14 protein-coding genes are annotated in these 15899 nt (G+C 66.0%); 5 read left to right on the forward strand and 9 right to left on the reverse strand.

Going from position 1 to position 15899, the window contains the following annotated elements; all coding sequences use genetic code 11:
- Positions 1-94 precede the first annotated feature (94 nt).
- Entirely contained in the window at positions 95-2623 is a 2529-nt protein-coding gene (locus tag J2S53_RS04845; RefSeq protein ID WP_456239945.1) for an ATP-dependent Clp protease ATP-binding subunit, read from the forward strand.
- A gap of 159 nt (positions 2624-2782) precedes the next feature.
- Here the strand turns inward: J2S53_RS04845 and J2S53_RS04850 are convergent, their stop codons facing one another.
- Positions 2783-3670: a universal stress protein gene (locus J2S53_RS04850; protein ID WP_456239946.1), complete on the reverse strand. Its 888-nt coding sequence runs from the start codon at positions 3668-3670 to the stop codon at positions 2783-2785.
- A 215-nt stretch (positions 3671-3885) separates the two neighbouring features.
- Positions 3886-4788 (reverse strand): non-homologous end-joining DNA ligase, encoded by a 903-nt coding sequence (ligD, locus tag J2S53_RS04855; RefSeq protein ID WP_456239947.1) that lies wholly within the window; start codon positions 4786-4788, stop codon positions 3886-3888.
- A 467-nt stretch (positions 4789-5255) separates the two neighbouring features.
- Here ligD and J2S53_RS04860 point away from each other — a divergent pair, with 467 nt between their 5' ends.
- Positions 5256-5777 (forward strand): hypothetical protein, encoded by a 522-nt coding sequence (locus J2S53_RS04860; protein ID WP_092972655.1) that lies wholly within the window; start codon positions 5256-5258, stop codon positions 5775-5777.
- A 144-nt stretch (positions 5778-5921) separates the two neighbouring features.
- Positions 5922-6314 (forward strand): gamma-glutamylcyclotransferase family protein, encoded by a 393-nt coding sequence (locus J2S53_RS04865; RefSeq protein ID WP_456239948.1) that lies wholly within the window; start codon positions 5922-5924, stop codon positions 6312-6314.
- A gap of 4 nt (positions 6315-6318) precedes the next feature.
- On the opposite strand, the gene J2S53_RS04870 is transcribed toward J2S53_RS04865, so the two are convergent.
- From J2S53_RS04870 to J2S53_RS04895, 6 genes are all read right to left on the reverse strand, one after another.
- A complete protein-coding gene (locus tag J2S53_RS04870; RefSeq protein WP_456239949.1) occupies positions 6319-7824 on the reverse strand; it encodes an SDR family oxidoreductase in 1506 nt (501 codons plus the stop codon).
- 210 nt (positions 7825-8034) lie between these two features.
- Complete coding sequence (locus J2S53_RS04875; RefSeq protein WP_456239950.1) at positions 8035-8295, reverse strand: DUF3040 domain-containing protein; 261 nt, start codon at positions 8293-8295, stop codon at positions 8035-8037.
- A 302-nt stretch (positions 8296-8597) separates the two neighbouring features.
- Complete coding sequence (locus J2S53_RS04880) at positions 8598-9005, reverse strand: cold-shock protein (protein WP_456239951.1); 408 nt, start codon at positions 9003-9005, stop codon at positions 8598-8600.
- A gap of 296 nt (positions 9006-9301) precedes the next feature.
- Positions 9302-10240 carry an NADP-dependent oxidoreductase gene (locus tag J2S53_RS04885; protein WP_130467320.1) on the reverse strand — a complete coding sequence of 313 codons (939 nt, stop codon included), beginning with the start codon at positions 10238-10240 and terminating at the stop codon, positions 9302-9304.
- A 130-nt stretch (positions 10241-10370) separates the two neighbouring features.
- Entirely contained in the window at positions 10371-11381 is a 1011-nt protein-coding gene (locus tag J2S53_RS04890; protein WP_456239952.1) for an iron-siderophore ABC transporter substrate-binding protein, read from the reverse strand.
- Between the two features lie 334 nt (positions 11382-11715).
- On the reverse strand, positions 11716-12006 hold the full coding sequence (locus tag J2S53_RS04895; RefSeq protein ID WP_165400782.1) for a WhiB family transcriptional regulator: 291 nt from the start codon (positions 12004-12006) through the stop codon (positions 11716-11718).
- A 714-nt stretch (positions 12007-12720) separates the two neighbouring features.
- Here J2S53_RS04895 and J2S53_RS04900 point away from each other — a divergent pair.
- Complete coding sequence (locus J2S53_RS04900) at positions 12721-13368, forward strand: response regulator (RefSeq protein WP_456239953.1); 648 nt, start codon at positions 12721-12723, stop codon at positions 13366-13368.
- 115 nt (positions 13369-13483) lie between these two features.
- The gene (locus tag J2S53_RS04905) at positions 13484-15235 is read left to right on the forward strand and encodes a sensor histidine kinase (protein ID WP_456239954.1); all 1752 of its coding nucleotides are present in this window, start codon (positions 13484-13486) and stop codon (positions 15233-15235) included.
- Between the two features lie 51 nt (positions 15236-15286).
- Here the strand turns inward: J2S53_RS04905 and J2S53_RS04910 are convergent, their stop codons facing one another.
- Entirely contained in the window at positions 15287-15898 is a 612-nt protein-coding gene (locus J2S53_RS04910; RefSeq protein WP_456239955.1) for a CBS domain-containing protein, read from the reverse strand.
- Between the last annotated feature and the right edge of the window lies 1 nt (position 15899).

Raw genomic sequence — 15899 nt, forward strand, 5'->3', positions numbered from 1 at the left:
CCTTGAGCGAAACCGACGCAGGAATGGCGAACCGCGTCGCTCATGTTGTACGAGACGCGATCCGCAACGAAGCGTGCGAACGAAAGAGGTAGTAATGACCAACTTCTTCGGTTCCGGTGGGCCCGGTTCGAGTCCGTTCGACGACTTCCTCGCCCGGTTTCTCGGCGGTCAGGGCGGCACGCCGCGACCGGTGCAACGTGTCGACATCACCCGTCTGATGACCCACCAGGCCCAGGAACTGATGGCTGCCGCCGCGCGGTTCACGGCCGAACACGGCGGACACGACCTGGACGCGCATCACCTGTTGTGGGCGGCGACCCAGACCGATACGACGCGTTCGATGCTCGAACGGGCAGGTGCGGACCCCGCCGCGATCGCCCAGGGAGTCGAGCAGCAGCTACCGCAGACCGAGAGCACCGACCAGCCGCCCGCGCTGACTCCGGCCGCCAAGCGGGCGCTGCTGGACGCGCACCGGGTCGCCCGCGCGGTGGGCTCGTCCTACATCGGCCCGGATCACCTGCTGCTCGCGTTGGCGGCGAATCAGGAATCCACGGCGGGCCAGATGCTGGCAGCGGCCCACGTGACCCTGGAGTCGCTGCAGAGCGGGGCGTCCGCCCGCGGCTCCGGCGGTCAGCAGACCACCGAGGCACAGCAGCACAGCCCGACCCCCACGCTGGACGAGTACGGCCAGGACCTGACCTCACGCGCCCGTGACGGCGGACTGGACCCGGTCATCGGTCGCGAGTCGGAGATCGAGCAGACCGTGGAGGTGCTCTCGCGCCGCACGAAGAACAACCCGGTGCTCATCGGTGAGGCCGGTGTCGGCAAGACCTCGGTCGTGGAGGGCATCGCGCAGCGCATCGTCGACGGCGAGGTCCCCGATGTGCTGGCGAACAAGCGAGTGGTGCAGCTCGACGTGTCCGGGGTGGTCGCGGGTACCCGCTACCGGGGCGACTTCGAGGAACGGATGAACAAGATCATCGAAGAGATCAGCCAGCAGAGCGAACAGCTGATCATCTTCATCGACGAGCTGCACACCGTCGTCGGCGCGGGCGGCTCCGAGGGCGCCGTGGACGCGGGCAACATGCTCAAGCCGAGACTGGCCCGGGGTGATCTGCACGTCGTCGGGGCCACGACACTGGACGAGTACCGCAAGAACATCGAGAAGGACGCCGCGCTGGAACGTCGCTTCCAGCGCATCGACGTCGCCGAGCCCAGTGTGGAGGAGACGGTCCAGATCATGCGGGGGTTGCGGGACCGTTACGAGGCGCACCACCAGGTGCGGTTCAACGACGAGGCGATCAACGCCGCCGCCGAGCTCTCCGACCGCTACGTCACGGACCGCTATCTGCCGGACAAGGCCATCGACCTGCTCGATCAGGCCGGGGCGCGCAAACGTCTGCGCAACCGCACCCCCACGACCGATGTCCGCGAGCTGGAGGAGCAGGCCGAACAGCTCAGCAGGGACAAGGCCCAGGCGGTCACGAACGAGAACTACGAGCAGGCTTCGCAGCTGCGGGACGAGATAAACCAGGTGCAGACGAGGATCCGACAGCAGCGGCACAGCCCCGACGGGATCCCGGAGGTCGGTTCGACGGACATCGCGGAGGTCGTGTCCCGGGCCACCGGAATCCCGGTCACGCAGCTGACCGAGGAGGAGAAGGGCAGGCTGATGCGGCTGGAGGAGCAGCTGCATCACCGGGTCGTCGGTCAGGGCGAAGCGGTTCACGCGGTCTCCCGCGCGGTACGCCGCTCACGAACCGGCATGGGAGATCCGAACCGGCCGGTCGGCACCTTCCTGTTCCTGGGGCCGACCGGGGTCGGCAAGACCGAATTGGCCCGCGCGCTGGCCGAGTCGCTGTTCGGTGACCAGGACCGGATGATCCGGCTGGACATGAGCGAGTACCAGGAGGCGCACACCGCCAGTCGGATGGTCGGCGCTCCCCCGGGCTACGTCGGTTACGGCGAGGCGGGCCAGCTCACCGAGGAGGTCCGGCGCAGGCCCTACTCCGTGGTGCTGCTCGACGAGATCGAGAAGGCACACATCGACGTGTTCAACATCCTGCTGCAGGTCATGGAGGACGGCCGCCTCACCGACGGCCAAGGACGCACTGTGGACTTCCGGAACACGGTGCTGATCATGACCAGCAACCTCGGTTCGGACATCATCTCCAACCGTTCCGGGGTACTCGGGTTCAGCACCAGGGAGGAGGAACAGACCACCGAGGCGGCACGGGACCGGTTGATGGTTCGACTCCGTGACTCGTTCCGCCCCGAGTTCCTCAACCGGATCGACGAGATCGTGGTGTTCCGCAAACTGGAGTCGGACCAGCTGCGCAGCATCACCGAACTGTTGTTGGACGAGACCAGGCAGCGACTGCGGGCACAGGGCATCGACATCACGTTCGAGTCGGACGCGGTGGACTGGCTGACCGAACACGGCCACCAACCCGATTACGGTGCCCGCCCACTGCGGCGGACCATCCAGCGGGAAGTGGACGACTCGATCTCGGACCTGCTGCTGGACGGGGAACTCGCCCACGGTCAACGCGTGGTCGTCGGAGCCGACCAGGACCGGCTGCGGTTCTCGGTGCAACCGCAACCGGCGGAGGCCTCCGCCTGATCGGGCTTCCGGTCGGGACTCTCGACGGGTGAGGCCCCATCCCCACGGGGCCGACACCGGGTAACGGCGGGCGGCGATTCCATCCGGAGTCGCCGCCCGTTCTCGTGTCTCTGCTCGTCCTCGTGTCGACCGCCCGGTTACTCCGGCTCGGGTGAGCACTCAGCGAGCCACGAGGACCGGACAGGGCGCGTGGTGCAGCAGTGTCTGGCTGGTCGATCCCAGCAGCAGCCCCGCCAGCCCGCCGCGACCACGTGCCCCCACCACCACCAGTTGGGCGTTGTCGGCCTGTTCCAGCAGCAGTCGTGCGGGTTTGCCGTAACCGACCACCTCGTGCACCGGCACGTCGGGATAGTCCTCCCGCCAGCCCGCCAGCACTTCGGCGAGCAGCCGCTGTTCGTCGGCGCGGACGGACTCCCAGGTCTTGTCCGCCTGCTCGCGGGTCCACAACTCCCCCACCACCAGGTCGTGCCAGGCATGCACCGCCATGATCCCGGTCGAGCGGGACGAGGCCATGTCGAACGCCCACCGCAGCGCGAGCTCACCGGGCCCGGAACCGTCCACACCGACGACGACGGGGAGGCCGGGGGGCTCCGCACCCTCGTCGGGCTCGCGAACCACCGCCACCGGACACTGCCCGTGGTGTGTCAACGCGATCGCGACCGAGCCCAGTATCACCCCGCTGAAACTGCCGAGACCACGGCTACCGACCACGACCAATCGTGCCGTGCTGGACTCGTCCAGCAGCACGGTGCGGGCGGATCCGGTACGTACGGCCGTGTCCACCACGAGTTCCGGGTCCTCGGCGGCCGCGATTTCCCGAGCGTCGCGCAACCAGTCGCTGACGAACTCCTGTGCCGTCTCGTTGGTGGGTTCCGGTGTGGAGGTTCCCAGCGTGTCGGGAACATAACCCAGGGCGGAGACGTCCGCGTGCACCAACCGCAGCGGTGCCGAACGGTGGGATGCCTCGCGAGCTGCCCAACGCACGGCTTCGAAAGCGGTGGGAGAACCGTCGATTCCGACCAGAATCGGCTTCGCGATGGTAGACATGTCTCACTCCGGTGGTCGTGGCCTCGGTCCGGACGGGGATGGAGGTCGGCGCGGTGTCCCGAGCCTGCCGGGACTGCCGGGAGCGGCGCCCGGAACCAACCATGACACCTGCCGTAGCGGGCCGCAGCGATCCGAGGAGCCACCGCCCCGGATCCGCCGCGCGAGCGTTCACCGATCCGGCGGGCTGACGTGCGGAGCACTCTGTCCGGTGCGGCCTACCGCATCCGGGACAGCAGGCTCCGCGCGTGCGTGGCCGACCGAGCGTAATCAGCGAACTCGTCCCACGGGTCGCCGTAGGCACGCAACCGCGCGGGCATGTCGTGGATGGTGAACGCGGCCGGACCGACCGAGTCCAACTCCGACCACCACAGCGGAGCGGCGACCGGTGCACCGGTGCGGGCACGCACCGCGTACGGCGCTACCGCGGTCTGGGCATAGCCGTTGCGCAGATAGTCGACGAAAACGCGTTCGCCGCGTTCCTTCTTGCGCTGCTCGACGGTCAGTCTCGCGGGCTGCCGCGCGACCAGCAGCCGGGCTACGGCGAAGGCCAGTTCGTGCGACTCGTCGAACGAGAGCTCGCCACGTATCGGGGTGACCACGTGAAACCCGCGGGATCCGGTGGTCATCGGGAAGGGAACGAGGCCGAGTTCCTCCAGAGCCTCGCCGACCAGGTGAGCAGCCGTGCGCAGCGACTCGGGCTCGTCGACCGACGGATCGAGATCGAACACCAGCCGGTCCGGCACCGCCGGATGCTCCTGGGTGGACAACCACGGATGAGGGGTCAGGCAGGCCTGCCCGGCGAGGTAGAGCAGTGTCGGAGCGTCACCACAGACCACGAGCTCGTTGTGCCCACCGCTCTTCTTGGTCACCCGGACGCGGCGGATCCACTCGGGGAAGAAGTCCGGCACGTTGTGCTGCACGATACGTTCACCGTCGATGCCGTCCGGAAACCGCTCCATGACCATCGGACGGCCACGCAGGTGGGGCAGCATCGTCGGAGCCACCTCGCGGTAGTAGGAGACGATCCGCTGCTTGGTGATCCCGTCGATGGGAAAGAGCACCTTCCCGGGACGGGAAACGTTGACAGACCTACCGTCAACGTCGAACGAGACGTTCAAGTATCCGCTCCGGACTGCTGGGCAACGGCTTACTGGAGCTTTCCGGTCGTGCTGTACGGGGGAGGCGCCGCCGAGCGGTGTCCTCCCCGGACTCCCCTTGAGGATGCGACTGTGAGGCGAAACACGCCACCGGAGTCACACGTGCTTGACCCGCGACACGCCGCACCGAACAGCCGCGGAGTCACCCGGTGGCCGGTGGGTACGATTCGGTCGGTGACCATGAATATGCGAACATTCGAAGTATCACGCGAATGGACGTTGCGTTACCGCGGCCCCACTCGGTAGGCGCGAACGCCAACGCGGGACAGTCCAGCCGGGTGTGCGTACCGTTGTCGGCATTACCGTCACGTACCTCCGGTGGGAAGTGACAACTGGTTCGTGGGCCGAGCCACAACCGCAGAGGCTCCGGTTGGACGACACGTGACCTTTCGGTTACCGGCTACGACGCCGACGAGGGAAGGACCGAGGTGGATACCGAGACCGCGCAGACCGACGACCTTCGGCTCGTTGCGCTGCAAAGCGCCGTGAACTGCACCGACATGTTCGTCCGTTTCACCCTGAGCGAGTGGTCGCTGCGCCCGATGACCGACGAGGCGACAGCGGCGGCCACCCGGCTCGTCTCCGCCGTCGTCGAGCACTCGGATTCGCAGTCACCGGGGTTCGTCTCGGTCCGGCTGCGGATTCACGGCAACAATCTGGTGATCGAGGTCGAGGACGACCAGAGTGTGCTTCCCCCCGCTGTCTCGTCGAACCTCGCGGGGGTGCACACCGGTGTGGTCTCGCCCGAGGGACGTGGCCGCATCGTCTGGTGCGAGCTGGAGCTGCCGCAGGGGATGCGTGCTTCCGACGTTCCGCTTCCTCGCCGGGAGCCGAAGCGTTCCAACGCCTCCGAGCAGTCGGAGGACCTTCCCGATGACGTCGATCCACAGGTGATGGAGCGGCTGCTGTCCGGGCTGAGCAAACGCGAGCCCGACTCCGATTCACAGTAGTTCGGTAACTCCCCGCTGGCACGCGACCCGGTGACGCACCAGGTCGGTGATCACCGGTGGGGATCTGCCCGGGAGTTTCCCGCCGGATCCGGGGATTGTGGGGGTGGGCGACCGTTTCGAGCGAGCCGTGTGGGAACGACGAACATGACACTCCCGCGACCCGACGAACAGCGACCCCGACGGGTCGCTGTTTACGGCACGTTGCGCAGCACTGGTTCGGCCGGCGACCTCATGAGATCCCTGGCGAGCCTGCGGGAGAACGACACTCTGCTCCCGGGACGGCTCTACGACACCGGGCAGGGGTATCCGGCTTTCGTCCCCACGGAGGCATCTCCCGGGAGGAACGAGGGGATTCCCGCTGAGGTCTACGTACTGCGGGAACCGGAGCGATCACTGCCGGTTCTGGATCGCTACGAAGGTCCAGAATACCTCCGCCGCGTTCACACACTCCGGGACCATCGCCGGTGCTGGGTCTACGTCTGGCGTGGTTCGGTGTCCGGCATGACCGAACTCTCCCACGGTTGGAGCGAGTCCTGACGGTTCATCCGGGCCCGTGATCCTCGGAAGAGCCCGCTGCGGCACGGTGCCGCCCGGTCGACTGCTCCGCCTCTCGAACGATGTTGCGTGCCATGCCACCGAAAACGGCCCCGTGGAACGGGGCGACGGCCCACCAGTAGAGATGGCCGGACAGACCTCGGGGCACGAACACGGCGCGCTGGCGGTAAACGGATCCCGAGCCCGTGTCCGGATGGACACCCAGTTCGAGCCAGGCACGTCCGGGGAGCTTCATCTCGGCACGCAACCGCAGCAGCCTGCCGGAGTCGAGTTGCTCCACTCGCCACCAGTCCAGCGCGTCGCCGGTTCGGAGTTCGTGCGCGTCACGACGTCCTCTCCGGAGTCCCACGCCTCCCGCGAGACGATCGACCCAGCCTCGTGCCGCCCATGCCAACGGCATGGAGTACCAACCGTTGCTCCCTCCGATGCTTTCGACGACTCGCCAGACCGTCTCCGGTGCTGCCGATGTCCGACGGACCCGAACATCGCGATAAGCACTCCCACCCGCCCACTGCGGATCGGAGGGCAACGGGTCCGAAGGGTTTTTCCCGGAGGCATCGGACCAGCGGGTGTCGACCTGTCCGCCACGAACCCGGGCCAGAGCCAGGCGCACGGCCTGTTCGTACGAGAGCAGTCCCTGTTCGGGTTCGGCGACGTAGTCGTCGATGTCGTGTTCGGTACACACCGCCTCGTGCACCAGCGAGTCGATCAGCGGAGCTCCGATCGATTTGGGTACGGGAGTGACTATGTTGATCCAGTGCGAGCTCAACCTGGGCGAAAGCACGCTCACCGGCAGCATCACGCGGCGCGGCAGTCCCGCGACCGCCGCGTAGCGCCGCATCATCCGTTCGTAGGTGAGTACCTCCGGTCCACCGATGTCGAAGGTCCGATTGAGCGACTCCGAAATCTCGGCGGCACGAACCAGGTAGTGCAGCAGATCCCTAATCGCGATGGGTTGAACGCGATTTCGTACCCATCGCGGGGTGACCATCACCGGTAGCCGTTCGGTGAGGTAACGCAGCATCTCGAAACTCGCCGAGCCGGAGCCCAGCACGACAGCGGCTTGCAGCACGACGGCGGGTACGGGGCCCGAGAGAAAGATGTCTCCGACCTCGACACGCGAACCGAGGTGTTCGGAGAGTTCGCTCCGGTCGGCCGGGTGCAGACCACCGAGATACACGATCCGTGAGACGCCGACTTCCGCGGCCACTCGACTGGTTTCCGAAGCGCCCCGGCGGTCGCGTTCGGCGAAACCGGTTCCGGACATCGAGTGCACCAGGTAATAGAGCACGTCAACACCGTGGCAGGCGGCGCGCATGCTGCCAGGATCCAGCACGTCACCACGAACGACCTCGATCTGATCGGCCCAGGGGACGTCGCGGAGCTTGTCCGGATCGCGCACGAGACAGCGGACTCGATGACCATCTGCCAACAGACGCGGCACGAGTCGACCACCGATGTACCCCGTGGCACCGGTTACCAGGCACAGCATGTCGACATGATGACAAGGAAAAATGGTTCACGCATTCCGTTCCACGTTGACGGGAACCAGCGGGTTCCCGCGGAACCGGAGAGGATTTCGTCGTGATTCGTGCCGGCCGATCGCACGGCACAGCGCGCGGAAACACCGAGAACGGATCCGTTCCCACCGCGAAGGCACCGCGCGCCAACGACGCTCGCCGCCCGGATCGAAGAAGTCGGGTCAGGAACGGCTGCGCCAGTACCAGAAGGCCGATACTCCAACCGCCAGCACAGCGGCGAGCACGGCCGATCCGAACTCGGCGAGTACGAGCAGGGTCACCGAAAGCGTCATCACGACGGCGGCCAGCACGAGCAACGGCGGAAACCTGCGCCGAATGGTTTTCGGTTTCCCCTGTGCCAGTCCGCGTGCCAACTCGGGATCTTCCTGGCTCAGCCGGTTCTCGATCTCTTCCAGGCTGCGACGTTCGTACTTGCCCAACATCGGCAACCTCCCGTACCTGCCTGTCCGCGTTGCCGTCCTCCGGGGTAAGTAGTGTCACACCGGACAGGGGTGAACGACCAGCCCTCGCAACAGGAGAAATTCCGAAAATTTCCCACTCCGGAGTGGCGGTTCGTCCTCCCGGTTCACCGAGTTACTCACGCGAGAAAATCTCCCGCCGGACGCGGGGGTCGGCCCGGGCATCCGGCGGGAGAAGGCTCGTCCCGGCAACTACGTGCCGGCCACACGAGCCGACACGTGCGAAGGTTCGAACGGCAGGGAGTCACGGCAGGACTCGCCGCTCGTCACCGTCCGACCCAACCGTGTTCTTCGGCCAGTTTGAGCAGCCGTTGCCGAGCCTGCAGAATCTGACCACCCGTCATCGTGGGGATCGCACCCAGCAGTGCCTCGGTTATCTCGGCGGACAACTCATCGGGCGAGAGGACGTCGGAGTCCCCCTCCGAATCGGCCGATGACCTCCCACCGGAGCCGCCGGCGGATCGGGCGCCACCGGCAAGGCGAACGTCCGAAGCCTTCAGTCCGCGTTCCCCGTCCTCGACGTTGAACTCGACGGTTGTGCCCGGAGAAATCAACCCCTCGTCCACCAACAGGTCGTTGACGTGGACGAAAACATCCTCACCACCACTTTCCGGCGACACGAACCCGAAGCCCCGGGAACTGTCGAACCGGATCACCTCACCCTTGATACCCATTACCTCGTTTCATCAACTCTGAACAGCGTGCGGGATCCCGCTGAAACATTCCGAGCCGTCACACCACACGGTGTGAAAGCCAACGGACTTGCCCGTGGTACTTCCCAGCCCGTGCTCGATGATCCGATCGGACTTCGATCCAGCTGCCACGTCCCGGTCGGCCACCGAGCTGTTCCGGATGGGCGGACTCGAGCTCTCGATACCCGGTGAATCCCGGTCGGTAATGTATCAGCGACAACTCGACGGGACGACCGGACGCTCTGGACGCGTCCGGGCGTTCGTCGAACGGGGCTCGTTCAGGATTCGAAGTCGAGTACGAGACGTCCCCGCACTCCACCACCTTCCAACCTGCGATGGGCCTCGTCAGCCCGCTCCGCCGGTAGGACACTCGCGACTCGAAGGCTGAGTACGCCGCTCTCGACCTTCGCACGCAACAGGTCCAGCGCGGCGTGGTCCCGGGCGGCATGAACCACGAGCACCCGGTGCACACGGATGTCACGTCCGGGATCGCCGCTCCAGCCGCGCACCACGGCGAGACCACCACCGTCGCGAATGGCCGGGGCCACCTCACCATCGAGCACCGCTCCGTCGGCCACTCCTGCCACGCCCTCGGGCACCAGTTCACGAATTCGCTCGGCCACATCCGCACCACGGCGTACCACCGCGTCCGCACCGAGATCACGTACCAGCTGCTCGTCGGCCGTTGAAGCATCGGCGATCACGTACAACCCGCGGTCCTTGGCCAACTGAATGACATAGCCGCCGAAAGCACCCGCGGCCCCCGTGACGGCCAGGGTCTCGCCCTCGGCCAGGTCGAGTTGCTCCAGCGCCAGATGAGCGGTCAACCCGTTCATCGGCAGTGTGGCGGCGGCGGCGAAATCGACTCCCTCCGGGATGGCCGCCACGGAATCCTCGGGAACCACGATCTCGTCGGCGTAGGCACCGCCCCGCTCATCCACGGGGACCACTACGGCCATGACGCGGTCCCCGGGTTGCCGAGTGGTCACGCCGGGCCCAACCGCGCTGATCACTCCGGCAGCGTCCATACCCGGTATGTAGGGCGGTTCCAGCCCCGCTGTGCGATGACCGCCCGCGCGCAGCACGGTGTCGGTAGGGTTCACCGCCGCGGCGTGCACCCGAATCCTGACTTCGCCCTCCTCGGGTTTCGGCTGCGCGACATCCACGGCGCGCAGCTTCTCGGGTCCGCCGAACTCGGTAACTCCAATAACTCGCATACCCCGCACAACCGCACATCCGCCGTGAATCTTCCACCTGGGTGGGCTCTCCCCGGCCGTGTCGGTGTTCGACGACGGCGCGGGAAAGCCGCGACCCAGCGGGGGAGGAACACGTACTGGCGGGAACGGCTCAGGAGTCGGCCACGTGCTCGGCGAAGACCGGAGCGACCTGTTGCAGCGCGTACTCCATGCCACTGGCGGAACCGCTGGAGAAGGCATTGACGACCTCGGGGTCGTCCAGAATGACGAGGCGATCCTCCCGCGCGGCGGAAGTCCGATTCAGCAGTTGATCCTGCCGCAGTTGCCGCGGACTACCGTTGATCGCGAAAACCACTGTCAGATCGGCGCTGAGCACGTCGAGCCGTTCCCGGGAGATGTCGACGTAGAAGCTGCCGGAACCCAGCTCGTCGATCTCGGGGTTGTTCGTCATCCCCAGCTCCCGCATGAAGCGAACCCGGGAGTCGCCGGTGAGATAAGCCCCGTACTGGTTGCTGCCGTAGTAGGCCCCCACCCCGACCGTCTTGTCCTGTAGCTGGGGGTGCTGGGACAGCGTTTCGGAGAACGCCCGCTCCACCTCGGCGATACGGGCCTGCCCAGCATCGGGCTTGCCCAGCGCTTTGGAAACCAGGTCGAGTTGCTGGCGCCAACTGGTGCCGTACGGAACGGTGTCAGCGGGAGGGGCGATCGTCGGCGCGATCTTCGACAGAGTTTGGTGTTTTTCCCCGGATCCGTCCGACCGGGTGTTGAGGATGAGGTCGGGTTCGAGCGAGGCGACCTTCTCGTAGTCGACCTCGTTGGTTCCCAGCATCTCGGGGGATTCGGTGAACTCTCCCGCCGCCCAGGGGCCCACCCCGTTTCCGCCGAAATCGAGCCAGTCACTGACCCCGACCGGTTGAACGCCCAGATCCAGCGCGGTCTCCGCGTCCGACCAACCCAGTGCGACCACCCGCTCGGGTTTCTCCGGCACGGTGACCTCGCCGAACTTGGTCGAGACGGTGACCGGGAAAGCTGCGTTGTCGGTGGCTTCCCCCGCGGACTCACCCGAGGAGTCCCCCTGGCCACATGCCGAAAGCGCGGTGGCCAACAACAACACGCTCAGTAAACCACCGAGACGACGTACGTCTCCGAGTCTGCTCCGCAACCCTGTCCTCCCGCTGTAGCGGCCGATGGTGGCGGTGTAGCCGGGCCGAGCCCGACCACACCCAACCGTTGCGAAGGTTAGCCTAACCTAGTGAATAAGATCAGCGGCAGCGGAGCCGATCACTCGAGGTGCTCATCGCCCACGGGAGTGTCACGACGAGACGGCCCACCCGGATATCCGACGCGAAACCTCCCCGCCGGCTCCCCCGGCGAGCCACAGCCGCGCCGGGAAAGACGGAAAACGCCTTGGTCACGATCGAAACATCCGGAAAGAACGGGGCAGCGGCATGAGGCGGGAGGAAGGTTCGAGTCCGTCCTCGTCGACTTTCCGCGAATCACCGACGAGCGGCGGACTCCCGGGAATCGGCGACCCTCGCCGCACCACGAGCACGGCGTCCCGACTCACGACGCTCCTCCGGAGTCATCCCACCGAAAATGCCGAAATCCAGTCCGGTACGCTGCGCGTAAGCGAGGCACTCGGAGCTGACCGGGCACTGGGCGCATATTTTCTTGGCCTGCTGCACCTGCTGCGCGCCCGGCCCCACCTCGGATACCGGGAAGAACAGTTCCGGATCCTCGTCGCGGCAGCTCGCGCGGTGCTGCCAATCGGTATTCGTGTTGTCCATCATGTGGCGCCTCCTCTCTTCTCGGGCGCGGTCGTGTGCCTGCCTGGTTGATCTGTTCGGGAGTCATGCCCACGCATGAGCGCAAGCCGTGGCTGTGAAAAGGCCGCACGGACGCTACGTGCCGTTCACGTCGACGTCACGAGGATGGCGACCAACCTCACCCGCAACGTCGCAGAAACGGCGACAGTTCCGTTCCGGTCGCGTGTGTCGGCTCACAACACTCCGCCCGATCGCACGGGAAACCCCGTCGAGCGGAAAAACCGGCCGGCGCGCAGCACATGTTTACCGTCGATCCGAGGATCTCGGGAAAACGCGCGCGCCGTCGCACCGCGAAATAACGCGGTAGCGCTCCTTCTGTTGTTGCCGCCGCATCCACCGTGATTACCCCGAGGACCGACAACGCGATCACACTCACCGGACCACAAGCTTCCGGCATCACGGCCGAATTACCACGGTAGCCACGTTTGCCTTGTTTGACCAGCACCGCGTTTAGCGAGCTCAAACCTTGACTGGCCCCAGTATCCCTCGCAGAGTGGTAACCACAGCCGCGTGCTACTCACTACGGAGCAACCCGCGACAGCGGGGCGTACCAATGGCGGGGCTGCCAATCAACCGTACGAATGCTCACCCGCACGAAACTGATCGACCCGCATCCTACACATCATTGGGCTCCGCCGTACACCGGTGATCGCCAAATCGATGGGGTGATATCGCATGATCACGGTGTTCCTGGTCGACAACCACGAAGTCGTCCGTCGTGGGGTCGCGGATCTGCTGGAATCGGACCCGGAACTGAAAGTGGTCGGTGAAGCGGCCACTGTCGCACGAGCGCTGGCTCGCGCCCCGGCACTGCGGCCCGATTTGGCGGTGCTGGACGTGCGGCTTCCCGACGGCAACGGGGTTGAGCTTTGCCGGGAACTGCGTTCCAAGGTTCCCGGGCTGAACTGTTTGATGCTGACTTCGTTCACAGACGAAGAAGCGATGCTGCAGGCGATCCTGGCCGGAGCCGGTGGTTACGTCATCAAGGACGTGCAGGGGTTCGAACTGCTCTCGGCCGTGCACCGGGTGGGGGCGGGGCATTCGATACTCGACAGCCGGGCGACGAGAACGCTGCTGAACCAACTGCGGAGTGGCGGGGGCGGTTCGGAGGAGCTCCCCCAGCTGTCCGAGCGCGAACGGATCCTGCTGGACCTCATCGGGGAAGGACTGACCAACCGTCAGATCGCGCAACGCATGTACCTGGCCGAGAAAACGGTCAAGAACTACGTCTCCCGCCTGTTGACCAAACTGGGACTGCAGCGTCGTACTCAGGCAGCCGTGCTAGCCACCCGATTGCGCGACCAACGACGGACTCCGCGCTGAGGTCCCGTGCCAGCGGCTCGTTTCACGCGGTTCGGGCGATAGCGTGGCGCTTCAACGCTGCCGACCACGAAACGTGGGAGTGGCAGGGTGTCGCGACCGGTGGCATCGTGGAAACGTGTCGGGCAGTGAGTCGCCACACGGAGGACTCGGCGATTTTCCGCTTCCCCACGAAACACGAAACGCGCAGTCGCAGTCCGGTTCACAGGAACTTCTACGCGGTGCTTGGGAGCTCATCGAACGGGACAACGGTGCCGGCGACAGGGCGGACGTACTGCTGGAAGCGATACTGGCGGTTTCCTCCGAGCTGGAACTGGACACGACACTCCGGCGGATCGTCCAGGCGGCTGCGGGGGTCGTGGGAGCGAAGTACGGCGCACTGGGGGTACTGAATCCGGACGGTGACGGGCTGGCGGAGTTCATATACGAGGGTATCGACGAAGAGACCCGCCACCGAATCGGCGAGCTGCCCCGTGGACGGGGGCTGCTGGGACTGCTGATCGATCACCCCGAGCCGCTACGGCTGACGGAACTGTCCCAGCATTCCCAATCGGTGGGTTTCCCGGCGAATCATCCTCCGATGCGGAGCTTTCTCGGTGTGCCGATCCGGCTGCGTGACAAAGTGTTCGGCAATCTCTATCTCACCGAAAAGGTCGACGGTGATGCCTTCACCGAGGCCGACGAGACGATGGTTCGTACCCTCGCCGCCGCGGCGGGAATCGCGGTGGAGAACGCGCGGCTCTACGAGCGGGCCCGATTGCGGCAACGCTGGCAGGAGGCGACGAGTGAGATCCGTGCCGCGCTGCTGGCGACCACCGATCCCGCCGAGGTGCTTGACCTGATCGCGAATCGGGCGCACGAGATCAGCCACGCCGACTGCACGTTGCTGGCCTTGCCACAAGACCCCGATCTCCCTCCCGAGGAGGTCGACAGGCTCTCGGTCTCGGTCTCGGTCGGATCATTGGGCAGCGGGCTGGTGGGCAGGGACCTCCCGGTGACCGCCTCGACCTGTGGAGCGGTTTTCCGCGACCGGGTTCCCCGACAGGTGAACAGGCTCGATCTGGGCGATGACGCGGGGGCTTTCGGCCCGTCACTCATTCTGCCGCTGCGCTCCAGTCCCGAAACGGTTTCGGGAGTGCTCGTAGTGGCTCGGAATCCGAGAGCCACTTCCTTCGACGCCGAGCAGCTCAGGTTGGTGGCCGGATTCACGGACCAGGCGGCACTGGCCCTCCGACTGGCGGACGACCAACACCGGCTGCGCGAACTGGAAATACTCGGCGACCGGGACCGGATAGCGCGTGATCTGCACGACCACGTGATCCAGCGACTTTTCGCCATCGGGCTGTCCCTGCGGAACACGCAGGGACTCGTCACCGATCACGAAGTGGGACAACGGCTGAGCACGACCACCGCGGAGCTACAGCAGGTGGTCAACGACATACGCGACACGATCTTCGATCTGCGCAACAGCGCGCGCCACGGCTCCGAGCTCCGTACCCGAGTGAACGAGATCGTCTCGGAGTCGATCGCCGAAACCGGGCTGGAAGCGAAGGTGCGCATGACCGGCCCACTCAGCGCGGTCCCCGACAAGCTGGCCGAACAGGCCGAGGCCGTGATCCGGGAAGCGCTGAGCAACACCGTCCGGCACGCCGACGCGAACAGCGTGTCGGTGACCGTCTCGGTCACCGACGAGCTGACCGTCACCGTCGTCGACGACGGTGCGGGAATACCGACCGGTATCACGCGTAGTGGCCTGGACAACCTCGAACAACGGGCACGACGGGCGGAGGGAACGATGGAGACGAGACCGCTGCCCGAGGGAGGCACCAGGTTGAACTGGTCGGCACCACTGCCCCGTCCGAATTCGTGACGGCCGGCAACGAACCGGGCGGTGCGCGGGACTTCCGGAAACGACGACTCCTCATCCCGTCGCCGTCGACTCGGCCGCGCTGCACGTGGCGCGCAGCACCCCGGGCACGCTCTCGGCCAGCACGCGGGCGACGTGTCGGTCCTCCTGACTGTCGAACTCGTCGACGATGACCGCCACACCTCCGGAGACCCGAATGCTCCATCGCCGGGGGCCACCTATGAAGGAGAGCCGGTAGCGGATGTCGCGGGCCAACAGATCGTCGTCCCTGGCGAGAGTGCGAACCAGGTCCCGGCCGGTGATCATACCGACGAGTCGCTGTTCGTCGATCACCGCCACACTGCGCACGCGTTCCTCCAGCAGCACCTTGACCAGATCGGTCACATCGGTTTCGGGTTTGATACCGGTTATGCGGGTCGAGATCAGTTCTCCCACCGTTTCCGGAGGCGCGAGCCGCTCCCGATCCTCGTTGGAATAACGCGGATCACGCGGGAAGCGATCCCGTACGAGATCGAGCTCGGTCACCGTGCCGAGCGGGTAGTCCTCAACGTCGAGCACCGGCAGTGCGGTGAGTCCGTGCTCGACCAGTAACGCGGCGGCCGTCTTGACCGGCGTGTCGTTACGCACCGTGACGGGTATCTCGCTCATCACGTCTCTTACGCGCATC

This window comes from Actinopolyspora lacussalsi (assembly GCA_030803735.1).
Taxonomy (GTDB): Bacteria; Actinomycetota; Actinomycetes; order Mycobacteriales; family Pseudonocardiaceae; genus Actinopolyspora; species Actinopolyspora lacussalsi.